Consider the following 17,045-nt stretch of genomic DNA (forward strand, 5'->3'; position numbering starts at 1 on the left):
GTGGTGCGGGCCGGGTTCGATGAACTATTTCTCATTGGCTGTTCTTCTTTCTTGGCCGGCGATTTGTCGGCTGATCGCCGGGTCGCATTCACCGGTTCGCCTGTCGTGGTGGTCCTTGGCCGTTTGGCCCGCTTACCCGTCGGTAGCAATCGGGAGCCGGCTGAGATGTGGCCCACAGCGGGTGCTTCCCTGTGGCGGGCACCCGAGACAGTTGGTTGCACAGGCAACAATTGCCGTGTGCGGAGAGTATGCGAACCACTACGACGATCGGGGGCCGCACTCCTCCTCGTGCGGGCTTGATCGGGCGGTGAACGGCGCCCTGACGTGTGCGGATCGTGATCGTCTGGGGCTTATGAAACCATGTTGATGTCGACGGCAAATCGCTCTGCCCATGCATGATTGCGACACCAGGGTGACGACTCAACAGGCTATATTACGGAGAGTGATAATAGATTCCGCCGCTCGGCGGAGTCTTTCAACTTCCGGGCTAGGAAGCGGCCCGGACAGATCAAGGCGACTTCGTGAGGTGTAGCTTGCCGTAGTGCTTACTCTTACGGAGTATTAAACCGAGCTGCTCGTGCTTGTAAGACTGGGGTGAGGATGACCGGATACAGTTTGAAGTCTTCTCTTTCGCTGGCCAGAAGTGACGACGTCTCGCGATTCGCTGCGCAGGCCTTCAGTTCGCTCCCGCGGGCTGACCAGCGACGTTGGGCTGAAGTGTACCTGCGTGGGCTGCTGCTGGGAAAGGGTAGGAAGTCCGTCAAGCGGATGGCTGAGGAAGTGCTCGCGATGCCTGCTGCGCAGTCGCTTCAGCAGTTCATCAACCAGAGTCCGTGGGACTGGACGGCAGTCCGTCGATGGCTGGCCAAGGAGGCCGCCGCGCAACTCTCGCCACGTGCCTGGGTGATCGAGAACACGGTGATACCCAAGCGTGGCACGCATTCTGTCGGCGTGGAACGCAGATTCGTTCCCAGTGAGGGAAAGGCGGTCAATTGTCAGGTCGGGATGGGCTTGTTCCTGGCCTCCGAGTATGCCAGCGTCCCGGTTGACTGGCGTATCGTGCTGTCGCCGAGATGGACCGAGGACGCTACCAGAAGGAATCGAGCTTATATTCCCGAATCGGTACACTCGAAGGACGAGTGGGAGTATGTGCTCGACATGATCGACGAGGTCGGGTTGGACTGGGAGTCCGCTGCGGCACCGGTACTGGCCGATCTCCGGGGAATGGGAGATCCGGGCCGACTCATCGCGGGCCTCGGGGAACGTGGTGTCAATTTCGTGGTGCGAGTCAGCGCCACCCAAGAAGTGATCGGCGGGCCCCATCTGGCCGCCGTGCGGCCCACTGACGTGCCGCGCCAGGAACGACGTGTGACAGCGCAGGAGTACCTGCGGACCATGGACTCCCGCCATCGCCAGGTGATCGACTGGTGGGGCGGAGAGCCGGGCCGACCGCGTCGAGCGCGACTCACCTCCGTGCCGGTACGACTGCCCTCGCTGGGGGCGGGGCGGTCGCCGAGCGTCGTCGAGAGATCGGCCCTGCGTCTGGTGGGTGTCCGGCCGACGGACGGCATGAGTCAGGGCAGCGTTTGGCTGACCAATCTGACCGAACAGCGGACGTCCGAGGTGATGTCGCTGACCAGGCTTCAGCATCGGGCCCGGGCGGACCTGCACACCCTGCAGGACGAGTTCGGGCTGCGTGACTTCGAGGGCCGCTCGTATCGGGGCTGGCACCATCACGTCACGCTCGTCTCCGCCGCGTTCGCGCACTCCCGTTTCGCCAAGGGCGCGGACCTGCACGTTCGGCAGTCCTCCTGACGTCTTCTGCTGACGTCTCGCACCACCGCTGACCACTGGTCGGTCACCGAATGTCGACGGCGACGCTCGGTGGGCGACCGCCTTGCCTGCCGTGGCGAGGTCGTCGGACGGGCGTTGCCCGATCGACGACTTCGCCACCGGCGTCCCGGCGGACGCCCCCTTTCTGATCGCGGCGCCCTGCGGGTCCCGGTCGCCTCCGTCTCGCCATTCGGCGCGGCTCCGCCGTCGTCCCTGGTCAACGGCATGTCTGCGCGTCGCAGCGACTGCTTTTGCTCAACTGTGCTAACTTCTGCTCATGCAAGCAAAGTCTGATTCGGGCGAGCTGACCGTGACCGAACGCGCCCGGCGGACCCAGATCATCGCCGCCGCGATCGAGACCGTCGCAGAGCTGGGGTACTCGCGCGCCACCTATCGGCAGATCGCGGCGCGGGCGGGGCTGAGCAGTACCGGCCTGATCTCCTACCACTTCGCCAACCGCGCGGAGCTGGTCACGGAGGTCGTTCGCGACGTGCTCGCCCGGTTCGGTGCCTTCGTGGTGGAGCGGCTCGACGAGCACGAGACCGCGCCCGAGCAGCTGCGGGCGTTCCTCACCGCGCAGATCGACTTCTCCCGTGGCAACCGCGCCTCGATGCTGGCGCTGCGGCGTATCCAGGCCGACACCGAGATCACCGACTCGCAGACTCGGACGTTCGCCGAGCTGGTCGAGTCCGACCACGCCGCCCTCGCCGAGCTGCTGCGCCAGGGCATCCGGCGCGGGGAGTTCCGCGACTTCGACCCTGATGCGATGGCGCTCTTCGTCTTCGCGCTGCGCGACGGGGTGCTGTCGCGGCTGCACGACGCGGCGCCCGCCGAACTCGACGTCATCAGACAGGAGCTCGCGACCATGATCGATCTCGCCACCAGGAGGTGACCATGACGCACCCGCGACCGATCCGCTGGGCAGCGGCGGCAGCAGGTGCCCTGCTGCTCACCGGATGCGCGAACCACACCGCCGTCGACGCGAGTCAGGAGACACCGATGAGCGATGACCTGGTCACCGTCGACACCGGCCCGATCCGAGGCGTGGTGGCCGATGACCACCGACGCTTCCAGGGCATCCCGTATGCCGCCGCGTCCACGGGCGAGAATCGATGGGCGCCGCCGCGGCCCGCGCCGTCCTGGTCGGAGGTGCGTGACGCCACCGAACCGGGCTCGCCGTGCCCGCAGATCGGCGCCTCCTACGCCGACACCGGGAGCACCGACGAGGACTGTCTGGTCCTCAACGTGACCACGCCGATGGGCGACGCCGAGCCCCGGCCGGTCATGGTGTGGCTGCACGGTGACGGCGCGGTCGGCTCCGGAGACCTGTTTGACGGCACTCGGCTCGCCGTGGACGGCGACGTCGTGGTCGTGACGGTGAACTACCGGCTCGGCCTCTTCGGCGGCTTCGGGCTGCCCGGCCTGGCGGACTCCGGCACCTTCGGTCTCCAGGACCAGCGCGCGGCCCTGGAATGGGTGCAGCGCAACGCGGCGGCCTTCGGCGGCGACCCCGACAACGTCACCCTCTTCGGGGTCTCCTACGGCGCCACCGCCACCAGCGCTCACCTGGTTTCCCCGGACTCGCAGGGCCTGTTCCATCGTGCGATCCTGCAGAGCGGCTTCCCGCTGATGGACGCGCCTGCCGGCTCGGTCTTCCCCGGCGTGCCCGCCTTGCCCTGGTTCGGCTGGACCAGCTCCGAACAGGCCGAGGCGCTCGGCTCGATGCTGGCTGGGGAACTGGGCTGTGCCGACCCGGCGGCTGCGCTGGAGTGTCTGCGGGCGTTGCCGGTCGAGACACTGCTCGACTATCCCCAGGTGATGAACATGTTCCAGCAGATGGCCTATGACAACGACGTCCTGCCCGGCGTACCGGGCGATCTGCTGGCCGCAGGCGACTTCGCGGCGGTGCCGGTGCTCTCCGGCGCGACCCGCGACGAACACCGCACCTTCGTCGGCACCTTCCGTGACCTGATCGGGCAGCCGGTGACGGCGGAGCAGTACCCGGACCTGCTGGTGGAGGCCTTCGGTACCGACGCGGCACTCGTGGCGGCCGAGTACCCGCTGTCCGACTACGCATCGCCGAGTCTGGCGTTCGCGACGGTGCTGACCGACCGGATGTGGGCCCTCTCGACCTTCCGGCACAACGGCATGTTCGCGGCGAAGGTGCCGACCTATGCCTACGAGTTCGCCGACTCCGACGTTCCCAGCGAGATCCCCTTCCCGGCGGACCTGCCATCGGGGGCGTTCCACAGCGCCGAGACGAGCTACCTGTTTCGCTCCGCGGATTTCGTGGAGCTGCTCACCCCGGCGCAGCTCGTGCTCTCCGACCAGATGATCTCCTACTGGACGAACTTCGCCCGGTCCGGTGACCCCAATGGCGTAGGCCTGCCCGACTGGGCGCCGTTCGACGAGGCGGACAACGTCTTGTCGCTGGCCCCCGGCGACGCCGGGATCGCGCCGGTCGACTACGTCGCCGAACATCGGCTCGACTTCTGGCGCGACATCGCCTGAGGCTGAGCCGGGCGCGACGATGCGGGCGGCGTGACGGTGCGTCGCCCGCGTCGTCGGCGGTCCCGGCCGTACGCCTACGGTCTGCGGACATGGACGAGTTCAGTGCGCTGCGTGCGCGGCAGAGGGCCTTCGTCGAGGCGCGAGGGTGGCAGGAGTTCCACACCCCGAAGAACCTCGCGCTGGCGTTGACCGGCGAGGTCGGGGAGCTGGTATCGGAGGTCCAGTGGCTTGCGGCGGAGGAGATCCCGGCGGCCCTGGCCGAGGGGCCGCTACGGGGCAGGATCGCGGACGAGGCTGCCGACGTCCTGCTCTATCTGCTGCGCTTCGCCGACTCCTGCGGCATCGATCTCCTCGCCGCCGCGAACGCCAAGATCGACCGCAACGAACAGCGCTTTCCCGTCGAACTGCAACGCGGTTCGATCGTCCGGGTCGACCCCCGAAGTGATCCGGTGTCGACCACGCAGCCGGACGGGGCCGAGTCGAGGTGAGAGCGGCCTGCCCCCGGGATGCGCACCGGAGGGTCGCGTCGTGCCCGGGGGAGCGGAGCGGCGATCGCCTAGCGGCCGAGCCTGCGCCGCACGGCGATCGTCGCGACGGCACCGACGCCGAGCACCGCCGCGCCGACGAGCAGCGATCGTGCCGAGCGCGGCTGTCGCCGGTGCTCGGCAGCAGACCAGTCGGTCGTCGAGGCGTCCTCCCGACGGTCGCTCGACTCGTCCCGGCCTGCCGCAGCCTGCTCGGTGACAGCCGCGCCGCCGTCGGCTCCGGCGTCCTCGGGTGTCGTGGCGGTCGCCTGCTCGGTGCTGACGGCGGGGTCGGCGTCGTTGGTGGGGGTCACGGGGGCGTGCCCGGAGACGGCCGAGTCGCTCGCGGTCGCCGAGTCCGCTGGGCGGCTCGTCTCCGCCCACCCCGGATCAGCCTGCGCCCCCGCAGCACCGGAACGCTCGACGTCCCGAGAACCCGCTGCCTGCGCCTCGTCCGCCTGGCTCGACCGGTCGGCTTCGGTGAACCACGCCGACACGGTGGGCGCGACCGGTGCCTCGGCGTGGTCCTGCCCTGCGGTCGCCCGGTCGAGACCGGCGGGCTCGGTCGGGTCCGCCGCCGGGGTCTCCGCGCCGTGGCCGATGCCGTCCGGCGCGGTGGAGTCCGGCGCTGCGGAGTCCGCGTCCGGGGCGTCCGCCGCAGCAGCGCCTGCCGGGGCGACGGTCGCCGCGACGGCAGCAGGCTCGCTCGACCCGGCTGAGCCGCCCGCGACCGCTGCGGCCTCGGCGTCTCCCGCGCCCTCCGAGACCTCGGTGACGTCCGCGACGATCACCGTGACGTTGTCCGGCCCGCCACCGGCCAGCGCCGCCTCGATGAGTCGGTCGGCACAGACCTCGTGGTCGCCGATGCGCAGTTCGACGCTCAGCGCCGCGTGGTTCAGGACGTCGGTGAGTCCGTCGGAGCACAGCAGATAACGGTCACCGGCGCGCACCTCGCGCAGCTCGGTGGTGGTCTCCACGACCTCTTCGCCGGTCAATGCACGCAGCACCAGCGAGCGCTTCGGGTGCACCTCGGCCTCGGCGATGGTGATGCGGCCCGCGTCGACGAGCGATTGAACGAACGTGTCGTCGTGGGTGATCTGGACGAGTTCGTCGTCCCGCATCAGATACGCGCGCGAGTCGCCGACGTTGAGCAGCCCCACCCGGTCGTCCGCGAAGAGCAGCGCGGTGAGCGTGGTCCCCATCCCGGCGAGCTCGGGCTCCTCCTCGACGGTGGCGGCGATGGCGCTGTTGCCGTCGACCGCCGCGTCGCGCAGCGCGCCGAGCAGGTCCTCGGCCGGGTCTGCGTCGTCGAGCGGCGTCACCGAGGCGATGACGACCCGGCTCGCGATCTCGCCGCCCACATGGCCGCCCATGCCGTCGGCCACCGCGAGCAGCCGAGGGCCCGCGTACACGGAGTCCTCGTTGTTCGAGCGGACCAGCCCCCGGTCACTGCGGGCCGTGTAACGCAGAGCGAGGGTCATGGGGCAGCTCCTTCACCCGTCCTACCTCTGTGGAGGAGACGTCCGATCAGTTTGCGGAGAGGGTCGTCACCACCCCCGACCACAGCAGGTTAACGCAGAGCCAAGACTGTTCCCTCGCTCAGTGCCACGGTGCGGCCCCGGTGCCGACACCGGGGCGACGCCTGCTGCACCGAGCGAGGGAACCCGCCTCCCCTATGTCGCCCCCTGGTCGACATGGGAGCGGCACCCGTCGCCTGACCCCTCGCGCAGGCGGCGGGTGCCGAGTTCAGTCGGCGCCTTCTCGGCGCCTGCCGCCGATATGAGCGGCTTTGTCTGCTTTCGCATACCTGTTGTTCGCAGGCAGCAGCCAGAACACGATCGCGATTGCCGCAGCGACCACCGCGAGAATACTCAGAATTCCGACCATGGGCGGCGGATGGCCGCCGAAGAACAGCAGATACGGAAATGCGGAGAGCACTGCGAAAATAGTGATTAAGACGCGGGCCGAGGTGGTCCCCCGGCGTGCCGAGAGTCCGCGGAACAGCAGCATCGCGGCACCGAACACGGCGATCAAGGCGTGCGAAATCAAGGTCTCCCGTCGTGCCCCGATCAGCCGGTCCCCCTCGGCGGGACCGACCCGTTCCGGTATTTCGGTCACCGACATTCCGGCTGCTTCCGGCAGGATCTCCGGCGACTCGTCGATGACCGGCACGATGTCGTCTGCGGCCAGGGTCTCGCCGCCGGAACAGCCGAGCACGGCGCCGGTCACCGCGTCACCACGGCGATCAGGATCGTCACCAGCAGGCCGGTCAGGGTCCCCGGCTTGCGAGCAGGCGTCGTCGGTACCGCCGGCTGCGGACCAGGGGCAGTCTGGGGTCGGTTCATCGGAACGGGTCTCCCTGCCATTCGAGCTGTCGGGCTCGACCACGACGACGTGGTCGCCTGCCTGCGGTGCTCGGGTGTCGCGGACGCGTGAGGTGTGACGCGTATCGGAGCGTGTCGACCACGTCGGCGGAAAGGATCGTGCTATCGGCTCCCGTCGGTCGCCGAAAGGTTCGCCGACGGTTCTACCCGCGTTCGCGTGGGCGGTCAGATCGGGGCTCGGTATATCCTCTCTGGCGGGAATGACACCGGATTCAGGGTGCGATTCCGGCTCGATTTCGGTCTGACTACTCGGGGGCCGGCGTCGTGGCGAACCGGCCTGCGGAGCGGATCAGATGTTACACACGAGGCTGCGTGGAATTCACCGGATGGTCGACCTGATCTGGAGAAAATTTAGTCCGTAGTCGAGATCAGTTCCCTGCACTACGATTCGTTGATCGTCGGCAGGACGGCCTGGAGGACGGGAAGGAAGCATGTCCACGCACAGCCCACTCAGAATCTCCTCGGCGAGCGGCAGAAGTCGACTGTTGCAGTCGCCCCTTCCGCTGCTCGACACCACGATGGACCAGCTCCGCACGTTGCTCGCCGTCCGCGAGGCAGGCACGGCGCTCGGCGCCGCCAGGACGCTCGGTCGGGAGCAGTCCAGCGTGCAGAAGCAGCTCGACACCCTGAACCGCAACTTCAGCAACCTGTGCGGTGAGCCGCTGGTGCTCAAGCAGGGGCGTGGCAAGGACGTGTTGTTCACCGACACCGGCGAGACCCTCGTGGAGATGGCCCGGCGCACCCTCGGCGGCTGGCTCGACGAGATCCACGAGTGCAGGCGCAGACTCGGCGGGACTCTGACGGTGGCCACCACGCGGTTCACCCTCCGGTATCTCGCCGACGCCGGGCAGTACGTCTCGGAGGAGTTCGATCGACGCGGCGTCGAGCTGAAGGTCGTGCACGTCCGCTCCGGGGACCTCTTCGGCAGGCTGCGGGCCAAACAGGTCGACCTGGTGTGCGGCAGCGTGGTGACCAGGACCGACGACGTCGACGAGCTGGCCGACTATGACGTCATGGAGTGGCGCCGCAGCGGATTGTCGCTGGTGACGAACCTGCCGCCCGCGTTGTTGCCGGGCCCGACGATGCGGACCAGTGAGCTGCCCACGCTCCCGCTGGTGACGCCGGTCGGCGGGCTGATCACGGACTTCCTGCGCGGCTGGTTCGGCGCGGACTATCGAGCGACGCTCGACATCTCGGCCGAGATCGACACGGTGCACTACGGATTCGAGCTGCTGCGTTCCGAGCTGAGTCGAGGCGCACTGCTGGTCACCAAGGGGATCGGGGAGGCCGCCGAGCAGGGGCGACTGCCGGAGGGCCAGGGGCTGCGGACCATCGAGCTGATCGACGACATCGCCCCGGGCTTACAGGTCCTCGCCGGGTTGTTCGCCCGTCGGGGCGAGCGCGCCGCACACCCGGTGGATCATCCGCTCAACCTGCTGTGGGAGGCGTTCGCGCAGCAGGACGCACGGTGGAAGCAGTCGCGCACCGTCGGCGTCGACGAGCAGGACGGCTGACCGGCGCTCGCGCACCCGCGCCCTCCTCGACGCGCGGGCGGACGAATGGAGCGGGACGTCGCGAGTCACCCCCGGACGGTCAGCGAGATCATGCCCGTGGCGTTCAGCCACCAGAGCGCCCCGAGCGTCAGGGCGAGCACGGACAGGATCGTCCACGCCGCCGGATGACCGAGGTTGAGCGTCCAGTAGACGCCGACCCGCCGATGCACCAGGAGCGCGGGATCGTGTCGGTTGACGTAGACCATGCCGCCGAGGAACCAGTTCCGATCGTCGTCGCGTTGTACAAGGCCGGCGTCCTCCGGCGCGTCGGTCTCCTCGGGCAGCCTGCTGCCGGATCTCTGTGGCAGCCTGCTGCCGAGTTCCCCCACTCGGACCATGAACACCACCCACGCCCCGACGGCGAGGACGACCACGGCGGCGATCAGGAGGATCGCGGGCAGGCCGGCAGGTAGCAGTTCCCACACGATGCTCGCGGCGACGAGCAGCGCTGTGTTCAGGCACGTCGTGGTGAACAGCAGAAGCCTGCCCACACCGGCGAGGTACACCCGGAAGCGCCGGGCGGAGTCGGCGGGCCGCTCCGCGTCGAGTTCCGGCCGCGCCCGCAGGATCAAAATCGTCAGGATGGTCGCCAACAGCGTGACGCCGGTCTGGAGAAGCACTGGCAGAAAGGCGGTAGACACCGACGCGGGCGTCCTGACAGCCGGGTCGGTGCCGAGGGAGCTCAGGTCGGGCAGGGTGGAGGGCAGCTCTGGGTAGCGCCAGAAGCCCAGCGCCGCAGTGCCCGCGACGAGCAGTAGAGCGGGGATGAGCCAGCCGACGGGAAACGAGACGGGCTCGGTGCGCAGCGTGGTGTCCGTGGTGACGCCCTGGTGCAGCTCGGCGTACCAGGCCCCGCGTCCTTTGGCCCGCCGGACTTCTCCCGAGGCGAGCAGATACAGCCCCAGATCGACGAGGCCGAGGACGGCGAGGATCTCGCCTGGCAGCGTCACGCCCCACAGAGTGGGCAGCAGCAGACCGAGCACGGCCAGCCCGCCCGCCAGCAGTACTCCGCGCTGGTAGCGGCGGCGCGTGCCGCGAATCGCGGGATCGGCGGCCCGCGCCGACGGCACTCGGATGCCGAAGGGCAGCGTCGGTCTGGCCAGGACAGGGATCGACCAGAAGACGCCGGTGACCAGCAGGACGTGCAGCGTGATCAGCAGTGTGTAGAGGGTCATGTCGTCGGGTCCTCCCGTCGGTTGTCGAAGTCGGCGAGCACCTCGGTGGACCGTTCGAGCACGTCCGCTGAGGTCAGGCCGTGGACCACTCCCTCGGCGAGGAGGGTCCGCAGGCGTCGCTGCCACTCCTCGGCGACCGAGGCCTCCGGCGGGCCGGAGCGGCCGTCGCGGCGGACGACGGCGCCGCTCTTGCGATTGACCCGGATGACCCCCTCCTGTCGGAGCAGGTCGTAGGCCTTGTTGACCGTGTGGAAATTGATCAGCAGATCGGCGGCCAGCTGCCTGGTGGAGGGCAGCGAGGCGCCTTCCACCAGGTTGCCCACGGCAACGGCCTCCACGACTCGATCCCGGATCTGCTGATAGATCGGCACCTCGCTGTCGAGGTCGATGGTGAGCTGCACCCCGTCATGCTATCTGTTATACATAATCTATAACAGATAGCGCGGTGTCGTCCAGCTGGGCGGTGTCCGGCGGTGATCGACGGCGCCCGTGTCCTTTCAGAGCAGGAGATCCCATGGCACGTTGTCCGGCAGGCGTCTCGCCTGTCCCACTTGGCAGGCACTCGACGAGCGGAGAAGGATCGATCGAGGTCACGGCCCTGACCAAGCGCTTCGGCTCGGTCACCGCCGTGTCCGACCTCAGCTTCCGCGTGGGCCCCGGCATGGTGACCGGCTTCCTCGGCCCCAATGGCGCGGGGAAGAGCACGACCATGCGCATGCTGCTCGGCCTGGTGCGTCCCGACGCAGGCCGGGCACTCATCGGCGGGCGGCGATACGCGGACCTGCCTCGACCGACCGCAGCGGTCGGCGCCGTCCTGGACTCGGCGGGCCTGCATCCGACGAGGACGGGCCGTGACCACCTGCTCCTCTACTGCACGATGGGCGGGCACCCCCGTGCGCGCGTGTCCGAGGTCCTCGATCTGCTGGGTATCGCCGAGGTGGCGGACCGGCCGACTCGCGGCTACTCCACCGGAATGCGACAACGGCTGAACCTGGCCGTCGCACTGCTCGGCGACCCGCACTTCCTGCTGCTCGACGAGCCGGGCAACGGATTGGACCCGGCCGGGGCCTCCTGGTTACGCGGACTCCTCCGCGAGCTGGCCGACGACGGCCGCACGATCCTCGTCTCGAGTCATGTCCTCGCCGAGGTGGCGCAGCTCGCCGATCGGGTCGTGGTCATCAAGTCGGGCAGGCTGGTGGCCGACGCGCCGACGGCCGAGCTCACCGCAGGCGCCACGCAGGCGATCCTCGTCCGATCCCCTGACGCCGAGGATCTCGCCCGCGCCGTCCTTGCCCGCCCGACCGGCGGTCCCGGTCTGCCCGCCGTGGCGCTGATGGGTCCGGACCAGCTGCGCGTCGAGGGGATGACCACCGCCGACCTCGCTGATCTCGTCGCCGAGCGCGGCCTGCGCGTCCACGAACTGACCAGGCAGACCGAGGACCTCGAACGAGTCTTCCTGCGACTGACCGCCGACGAGGAGCCGAACCGATGACCACGCTGATTCGCGCGGAGTTCCGCAGGTTGGGCTCTACGAGGCTGTGGATCTGGGGTCTGCTCGCCGCCGTGGCCTGCGGCGGCCTGACCGGCCTGATCGCCGTCGTCGGGCCGGAGAACTCGAGCCCGCCCCTGCCGGGGCTCGACACCCCCGACGGCGTCCTGCTCCTGCTCGGCCTCGCCGGGCTCACCACGTTCGTCCCCGCTCTGTTCGGCACCACGGCCATGGGTGCGGAGCACCGGCACCAGACGATCACGGCGACGTTCCTCTTCGCACCTCGCCGGTGGACGGTGCTGGTCGCGAAGCTCCTCGTCTACGCCACGGCGGGCCTGGCCTACGGGCTGGTCGTCGTCGCGACGGCCGTGCTCGGGCTCTACGCCGGGGCGGCGGTGCACGGCGTGAAACTGGGCCTCCCCGTCGGTGCCCTGACGGTGACGGGGCTGCGGATCGTCCTGGCGATGGCGCTCTTCACCGTGTTAGGCGTCGCCGTCGGCGCGCTGGTCGGCAACCAGCTGCTGGCGTTCGTGGTGGTGGGTGCCTGGTTCTACGCGGTGGAGAACCTGCTGCTGTTCGTTCCCGGTCTGAGCGCGGCCTATCCCTACCTGCCCGGCGGCGCGACGTCATCGCTGCTGGGATTCACCCTGCTCGCCGACCAAGCCGACGAACTCGCCGGGACCGGCGTGCGAATGCTCCCCGCCCAGCTCGCCGGACTGCTGTTACTCGGCTATCTCCTCATCGCCACGGTGACGGCGATTGCCCTGCCGCTGCGCCGCGACGTCGCCTGAACGCGGGAACAGGATCGCGCCGACCCGGTCCAGTGGTGGTGATCACGAGAAGACGATCACCACCCGGGCAGGGCCGGACTACCGTCGAGGCATGACTGAGAACGGGGCCGCCCCGCGCCGGATCGTGGTCGTCGGCTCGTCCGTGGCGGGGCTGACCGTCGTCGACACGGTGCGCAGGCACGGGTTCGACGGCGCGGTGACGCTGATCGGCGACGAGGTCCACCTGCCCTACGACCGCCCGCCGCTGTCCAAGCAGATCCTGGCGGGCGACTGGGCGCCCGAGCGTGTCCGGCTGCGGCAGCGGGAGGACCTGGACGGGCTCGACCTCGATCTCCGGCTCGGCGTCACCGCGACCGGGCTCGACCCGGAGCGGCGTCGCGTCGCCCTGTCCGACGGCGGTGCGGCCGCCTACGACCGACTGGTCATCGCCACGGGCGTCCAGCCCAGGCGGCTGCCCGAGACGGACGGGGTCCGGGGTGTGCACACCCTGCGCACCCTCGACGACGCCGTCGCCCTCCGGGCGGCTCTGCAACCGGACACCCGCCTGGTCGTCGTCGGAGCAGGCTTCCTCGGCACCGAGATCGCGGCCGCCGCACGCAGGCTGGGGGCCCGCGTGTGGCTGTTGGAGCCCGCCCCGACGCCGTTGGCCGCCGTCGTCGGCACCGAGATCGGCGGCTTCGTCGCGGAACTGCACCGTGAGCAGGGCGTCGACCTGCGCACCGGTCCCGCCGCCGCCGTACGTTCCCTGCGCGTCGAGGACGGGGCCGTGACCGGTGTCCGCACGGCCGACGGGGAGGTGCTACCCGCCGACGTCGTCGCCGTGGCGATCGGCTCGCGGCCCGCCGTCGACTGGCTCTCCGCCAGCGGCCTGCGCTGTGCGGACGGCGTGCACTGCGACGCGACCTGCTCGGCGGCTCCCGGCGTCTTCGCGGCGGGTGACGTGGCCCGCTGGTTCAACCCGCGCTACGGCACCGAGATGCGGGTCGAGCACCGCACCAACGCCTCCGAACAGGCGCGCTACGTCGCGGGCGCCGTGGTCGGGACCGAGACGCAGCCGTTCTCCCCGGTGCCCTACTTCTGGTCCGACCAGTACGACGTCAAGATCCAGTCGCACGGTCTGCTGCACGGACACGACGAGGTGCGGATCGTCGCGGGCTCGCTCCCCGACCGCCGGTTCATCGCGCTCTACCGCCGAGGCAGCCGCCTCTCGGGGGTGCTGGGCGTCGGGGACTTCCGCGCCCTGCGCCGTTGGCGGTCCACCCTGGACGCCGACATCGACTGGCACGACGCGCTCTCCGCAGGCTGAGGCGCGGCGCGGCTGATGCGCCGAGGTGGTGACGGCCGGCGGCGGGTGCACGGCAGGCCCAATGCGCAGCGGGACGATCGGGGGCGGGACCGGCGGCCGAGGCGGGGTGCGGGCTGAGCGAGCGTCGCCGCATCGTCTCTTCAGTTCGTCGCCGAAGTTCGTCGCCGAGCAGCGGCGTTCGACGGCGCGTCTGCCCGCCGTCGCCGCCGTCCGTCGCCGCGTCGTCCGCTGCCGTTCCGCCGCAGTCCGTCCATCGGCGGCGTCGAGCGGGTCGCTCCGGGGGCGAGTCGACTCTCGGGCGGTCGGGCCTGCGATCGCGGCTCGACGCCGGGCTGGCGCAGACCGCCAGGGCCGATACCGCCGTCGAGGCCCCGCGTGCGGCAGGTAGACTCCCCCGCATGGTCTCCGCTCACGCATTCTGCCGGCTTCGCGCCGCCTGAGAGGTCGGTCCGGATGGTCGCCGCCGTTCGCGCGGCTGACCCGGTGAACCGATCTCCTGTTGGTCGTCGACACGACGACACCTGACACCGCCGAACCCGCTCGTGCCGAGCGGTTCTGCCGTGCTCCGACGGGCCGTCGTCCGTGCGGTGCCCGCCTTCGCGGCGGCCTGCCGGATCGCGACCGCGTCGTCCACTGGTGCTCGCTCATCTCGAACGACCCCTGCGTACGGACGTGCCGACTCTCGTCCGTCGCAGCACCCTCTCCCATCGCCTTCCCGACGAATGCGCGTCGGTTATCCGGGATGTTCGACGCATCCCGAGAGAGACAGGACTGACCATGGCTCCGAACTCCAAGCCCCCGACGGCCGAGTCTGCGGCGACGCCGCAGGATCCGACGTCGGTGCCTCCCACTCCGCAGGCAGGCGGTGCTCCGACCTTCGTGCTGGTGCACGGGTCCGGGTCGAACTCCTTCATGTGGGCTCCGATCCAACGTGAACTGGCGCTGCTCGGACACCGCAGCCACGCGGTCGACCTGCCGGGCCACGGCTTCGACGCGCACTACTCAGCCGCCTATCAGGCCCCGCAGGATCTCGACGCCTGGGCGGCCGAGCCGTCGAACCTGGCGGGAGTGACCCTCGCCGACAACGTGGCGGAGGTTCTCGACGTCGCCAGGACGGTCGGCAGGCACGGCCCGGTGGTGCTCGTCGGCGCCAGCCTCGGCGGCCTGACGATCAGCGGCGTGGCGGACCGCGCGCCCGAGCTGATCAGCAGGCTGGTCTACATCTCCGCCTGGAGTTGTGTGCAGCGGGCCAACCCCATCGAGTACATGCAGGAACCGGAGTTCGCCGAGAACCTGCTGGCGCCGCTGGCCGCGCTCAACGTCGGCGACCCCGGTGTGCTCGGGGTGGGGCGGGCGAACTACCGCAGCGGCGATCCCGAGCTGCTGGCCGCGCTCAAGGCGGCCGTGCTGGCCGATGTGGACGACGCGAGCTTCCTCGCGTTCCTCAACATCCTCCAGCCCGACGAGTCCCTGGCGGTGATGACGGCGGACGCGACCGTCAAGGCCGAGACCTGGGGCACCGTTGCGCGCAGCTACCTGCGACTGACCGGTGACCGGTCGCTGCCGATCGCGATGCAGGATCGGCTGATCGCCGAGGCCGATGCCCTCACCCCGGACAACCCCTACGACGTGCACACGTTGGACACCTCGCACGTCGGATTCCTGTATCGGGCTCGGGAGGTGGCGGCACTGCTCGCCGGGCTCGCGCTCTAGCCCCGATTCGTCGCCCGCCTGCCGTCGACCGATGGTCGCGGTCCGGCGGGCGGCGGTTCGGCGCTTCGGTGAACTCCGTCGGTGAACTCTGTCGGAAATGCCGGAATCCCGACATTATGCTCCTGATCCGTCGGCGGCGATGTCCGGCGACCCGCACGAAGGCGTGAACCAGTGATTTCACCCGTTCGTAGCGCGTCGTGGTGCTACCCTGGGCCTCGCGTTGCCGATCTTGATCACTGGTAATCAATGGCGGTCAGGCACCGGGAAAGTGATCTGCCGTTAATACTGCCGGAACGTCGAGATGATGAATATTCATAGATTGTAAGCAGTCGTCCTGTCGGACGTCCGGCGCCCTGGGGGAGATGGGGTTGCGGATATCGGCAGCGGCGACCTGGTGTCTGCTGTCGGCCGGGTCCAGCGTGGAACGGGAATTCGTGATCGGGGGATCATGTATTTTCAACTGTTAGGCGAGACGCAGTTCTGGCGGGGTGGACAGGAGGTCAGAATCGGACCGCAGCAGCGTCGGCTGCTGCTCGCCGTGCTGCTGCTCAACGCCAATGAGTCGGTGCATCGTGAGCGGATCTTCCAGCTCCTGTGGGGTGATCCGCTCCCGCGTTCGGCCACCGGATCCCTGCAGGCGCACGTGTCGCGACTGCGGGCGGCGCTCGGGCTGGACCGGGGGCACGCCGCCTCCTGCGGGGTCGCCCTGCGGACCGTGGGCGCCGGTTACCTGATCACCGTGCCTGGCGAGCACGTCGACGCCCACCGCTTCGAGGCGATGGTCAGCCGTGCGCAGTCCTCCGATGCCGCCGAGGCGTTGGCGTTGTACGGGCAGGCGCTCGACCTCTGGCGCGGCCCGCCGTTGTCGGACATCACCAACGAGCGGGCGCGGATGGAACTCTGCCTGCCGTTGGAGGAACGCAGGCTCGACGTGCTCACCGACCAGATCGACCTCAGGATCGAACTGGGTGCCTGGTCGGGCCTGATCGCGGAGCTGACGGCGTTGTCGTCGAGATTTCCCGGCAGGCCGCGGTTCGCCGCTCAGCTCATGATCCTGCTGTATCGCGGCGGGCGTACCGCAGATGCGTTGGAGGTATTCCGGCGGGTCCGTGAATTAATGGACCGGGAGTTCGGACTTGATCCGCCGGGTCGGCTCTCCTGGCTGGAGACTGCGATTCTGCGAAACGATCCAGTGCTGCAGGAAGACAGGTTTGTGATCGGCGGTCGATATTGGGGTACGGCAGTAGATCAGGACGGCTGTCGGCCGATGCAAGGTGCAGACAAGAACTTCGCAAGCCGTCGCACTTAGATTGACCGCAGCCCGGAAGCGACGTGGTGCAGCCGAATGTCTTCTGGGTTGAAGGGTTACCGATCCGGTCTGAAGGAGGAGAACCTCATGAACCGTGAACCGATGGTGACGGAGTCGCTCGGATCGTACGAGCCGCCTGCGTTGGAGGAGGTCGGCATCTTCGACGAGGTGACGCTGGGCCGTCCGTCGTGGGGATTCGAGGCCGACTGGTCTTGCGTCATGGTCTGCTGATCAATCCGGTACGAGGCGAACACGGTCGAGTGCGGCCGTGCCGACGGGCGCAGGCGCGTCGGCGCGGCCCGTGCTGTGCCCGGGTCGAGACCGGCGGACCGGTTCGAGGCGACGCAGGCCGAGATCGGCAGGACGCTTCACGATGCGGCGGCCGTCGAGTCCGGCAGTCCGGACATCCGGCAGGACGGCCCCGGCGGGCTACCGGAATCACATTGCCTGCACCCGC

At 69.3% G+C, this 17,045-nt stretch carries 15 protein-coding genes; 11 read left to right on the forward strand and 4 right to left on the reverse strand.

Annotated elements, in window-relative coordinates:
* Window positions 1-600: 600 nt before the first annotated feature.
* The 4 genes from UA75_RS07670 (at window position 601) to UA75_RS07685 (ending at window position 4,832) form a co-directional block, all read left to right on the forward strand.
* Window positions 601-1,815 (forward strand): IS701 family transposase, encoded by a 1,215-nt coding sequence (locus UA75_RS07670; RefSeq protein ID WP_075739660.1) that lies wholly within the window; start codon window positions 601-603, stop codon window positions 1,813-1,815.
* Window positions 1,816-2,110: 295 nt separating this feature from the next.
* Window positions 2,111-2,725 carry a TetR/AcrR family transcriptional regulator gene (locus UA75_RS07675; protein WP_075739661.1) on the forward strand — a complete coding sequence of 205 codons (615 nt, stop codon included), beginning with the start codon at window positions 2,111-2,113 and terminating at the stop codon, window positions 2,723-2,725.
* Between the two features lie 2 nt (window positions 2,726-2,727).
* A complete protein-coding gene (locus tag UA75_RS07680; protein WP_318533346.1) occupies window positions 2,728-4,344 on the forward strand; it encodes a carboxylesterase/lipase family protein in 1,617 nt (538 codons plus the stop codon).
* Between the two features lie 89 nt (window positions 4,345-4,433).
* Complete coding sequence (locus UA75_RS07685) at window positions 4,434-4,832, forward strand: nucleotide pyrophosphohydrolase (RefSeq protein ID WP_083690649.1); 399 nt, start codon at window positions 4,434-4,436, stop codon at window positions 4,830-4,832.
* A gap of 68 nt (window positions 4,833-4,900) precedes the next feature.
* On the opposite strand, the gene UA75_RS35030 is transcribed toward UA75_RS07685, so the two are convergent.
* Together UA75_RS35030 and UA75_RS07695 are read right to left on the reverse strand one after the other, a co-directional pair.
* Window positions 4,901-6,349, reverse strand: coding sequence for a protein phosphatase 2C domain-containing protein (locus UA75_RS35030; RefSeq protein ID WP_075739663.1), 1,449 nt, complete (start codon window positions 6,347-6,349; stop codon window positions 4,901-4,903).
* Window positions 6,350-6,614: 265 nt separating this feature from the next.
* Window positions 6,615-7,097, reverse strand: coding sequence for a hypothetical protein (locus tag UA75_RS07695; RefSeq protein WP_075739664.1), 483 nt, complete (start codon window positions 7,095-7,097; stop codon window positions 6,615-6,617).
* A 586-nt stretch (window positions 7,098-7,683) separates the two neighbouring features.
* Between UA75_RS07695 and UA75_RS07700 the strand changes: the two genes are divergently transcribed.
* Entirely contained in the window at window positions 7,684-8,766 is a 1,083-nt protein-coding gene (locus UA75_RS07700) for a LysR family transcriptional regulator (RefSeq protein WP_075739665.1), read from the forward strand.
* Window positions 8,767-8,831: 65 nt separating this feature from the next.
* Here UA75_RS07700 and UA75_RS07705 read toward each other — a convergent pair whose 3' ends face one another.
* Complete coding sequence (locus tag UA75_RS07705) at window positions 8,832-9,980, reverse strand: DUF1648 domain-containing protein (protein WP_075739666.1); 1,149 nt, start codon at window positions 9,978-9,980, stop codon at window positions 8,832-8,834.
* A complete protein-coding gene (locus UA75_RS07710) occupies window positions 9,977-10,381 on the reverse strand; it encodes a GntR family transcriptional regulator (protein ID WP_075739667.1) in 405 nt (134 codons plus the stop codon). Before UA75_RS07710 ends, UA75_RS07705 begins: the two co-directional genes overlap by 4 nt.
* A 113-nt stretch (window positions 10,382-10,494) precedes the next feature.
* Between UA75_RS07710 and UA75_RS07715 the strand changes: the two genes are divergently transcribed.
* The 6 genes from UA75_RS07715 (at window position 10,495) to UA75_RS07745 (ending at window position 16,819) form a co-directional block, all read left to right on the forward strand.
* A complete protein-coding gene (locus UA75_RS07715) occupies window positions 10,495-11,472 on the forward strand; it encodes an ABC transporter ATP-binding protein (RefSeq protein ID WP_083683009.1) in 978 nt (325 codons plus the stop codon).
* The gene (locus UA75_RS07720) at window positions 11,469-12,260 is read left to right on the forward strand and encodes an ABC transporter permease (protein ID WP_075739668.1); all 792 of its coding nucleotides are present in this window, start codon (window positions 11,469-11,471) and stop codon (window positions 12,258-12,260) included. The genes UA75_RS07715 and UA75_RS07720 overlap by 4 nt, the downstream gene beginning before the upstream one ends.
* 91 nt (window positions 12,261-12,351) lie before the next feature.
* Window positions 12,352-13,566: an NAD(P)/FAD-dependent oxidoreductase gene (locus tag UA75_RS07725; protein WP_075739669.1), complete on the forward strand. Its 1,215-nt coding sequence runs from the start codon at window positions 12,352-12,354 to the stop codon at window positions 13,564-13,566.
* A 777-nt stretch (window positions 13,567-14,343) separates the two neighbouring features.
* On the forward strand, window positions 14,344-15,279 hold the full coding sequence (locus UA75_RS07735; protein ID WP_083683010.1) for an alpha/beta fold hydrolase: 936 nt from the start codon (window positions 14,344-14,346) through the stop codon (window positions 15,277-15,279).
* Between the two features lie 448 nt (window positions 15,280-15,727).
* A complete protein-coding gene (locus tag UA75_RS07740; RefSeq protein WP_075739671.1) occupies window positions 15,728-16,588 on the forward strand; it encodes an AfsR/SARP family transcriptional regulator in 861 nt (286 codons plus the stop codon).
* Between the two features lie 87 nt (window positions 16,589-16,675).
* The gene (locus UA75_RS07745; protein ID WP_157434053.1) at window positions 16,676-16,819 is read left to right on the forward strand and encodes a lasso RiPP family leader peptide-containing protein; all 144 of its coding nucleotides are present in this window, start codon (window positions 16,676-16,678) and stop codon (window positions 16,817-16,819) included.
* Window positions 16,820-17,045: the final 226 nt, after the last annotated feature.

It is taken from the genome of Actinoalloteichus sp. GBA129-24 (genome assembly GCF_001941645.1).
GTDB classification, from domain to species: Bacteria; Actinomycetota; Actinomycetes; order Mycobacteriales; family Pseudonocardiaceae; genus Actinoalloteichus_A; species Actinoalloteichus_A fjordicus.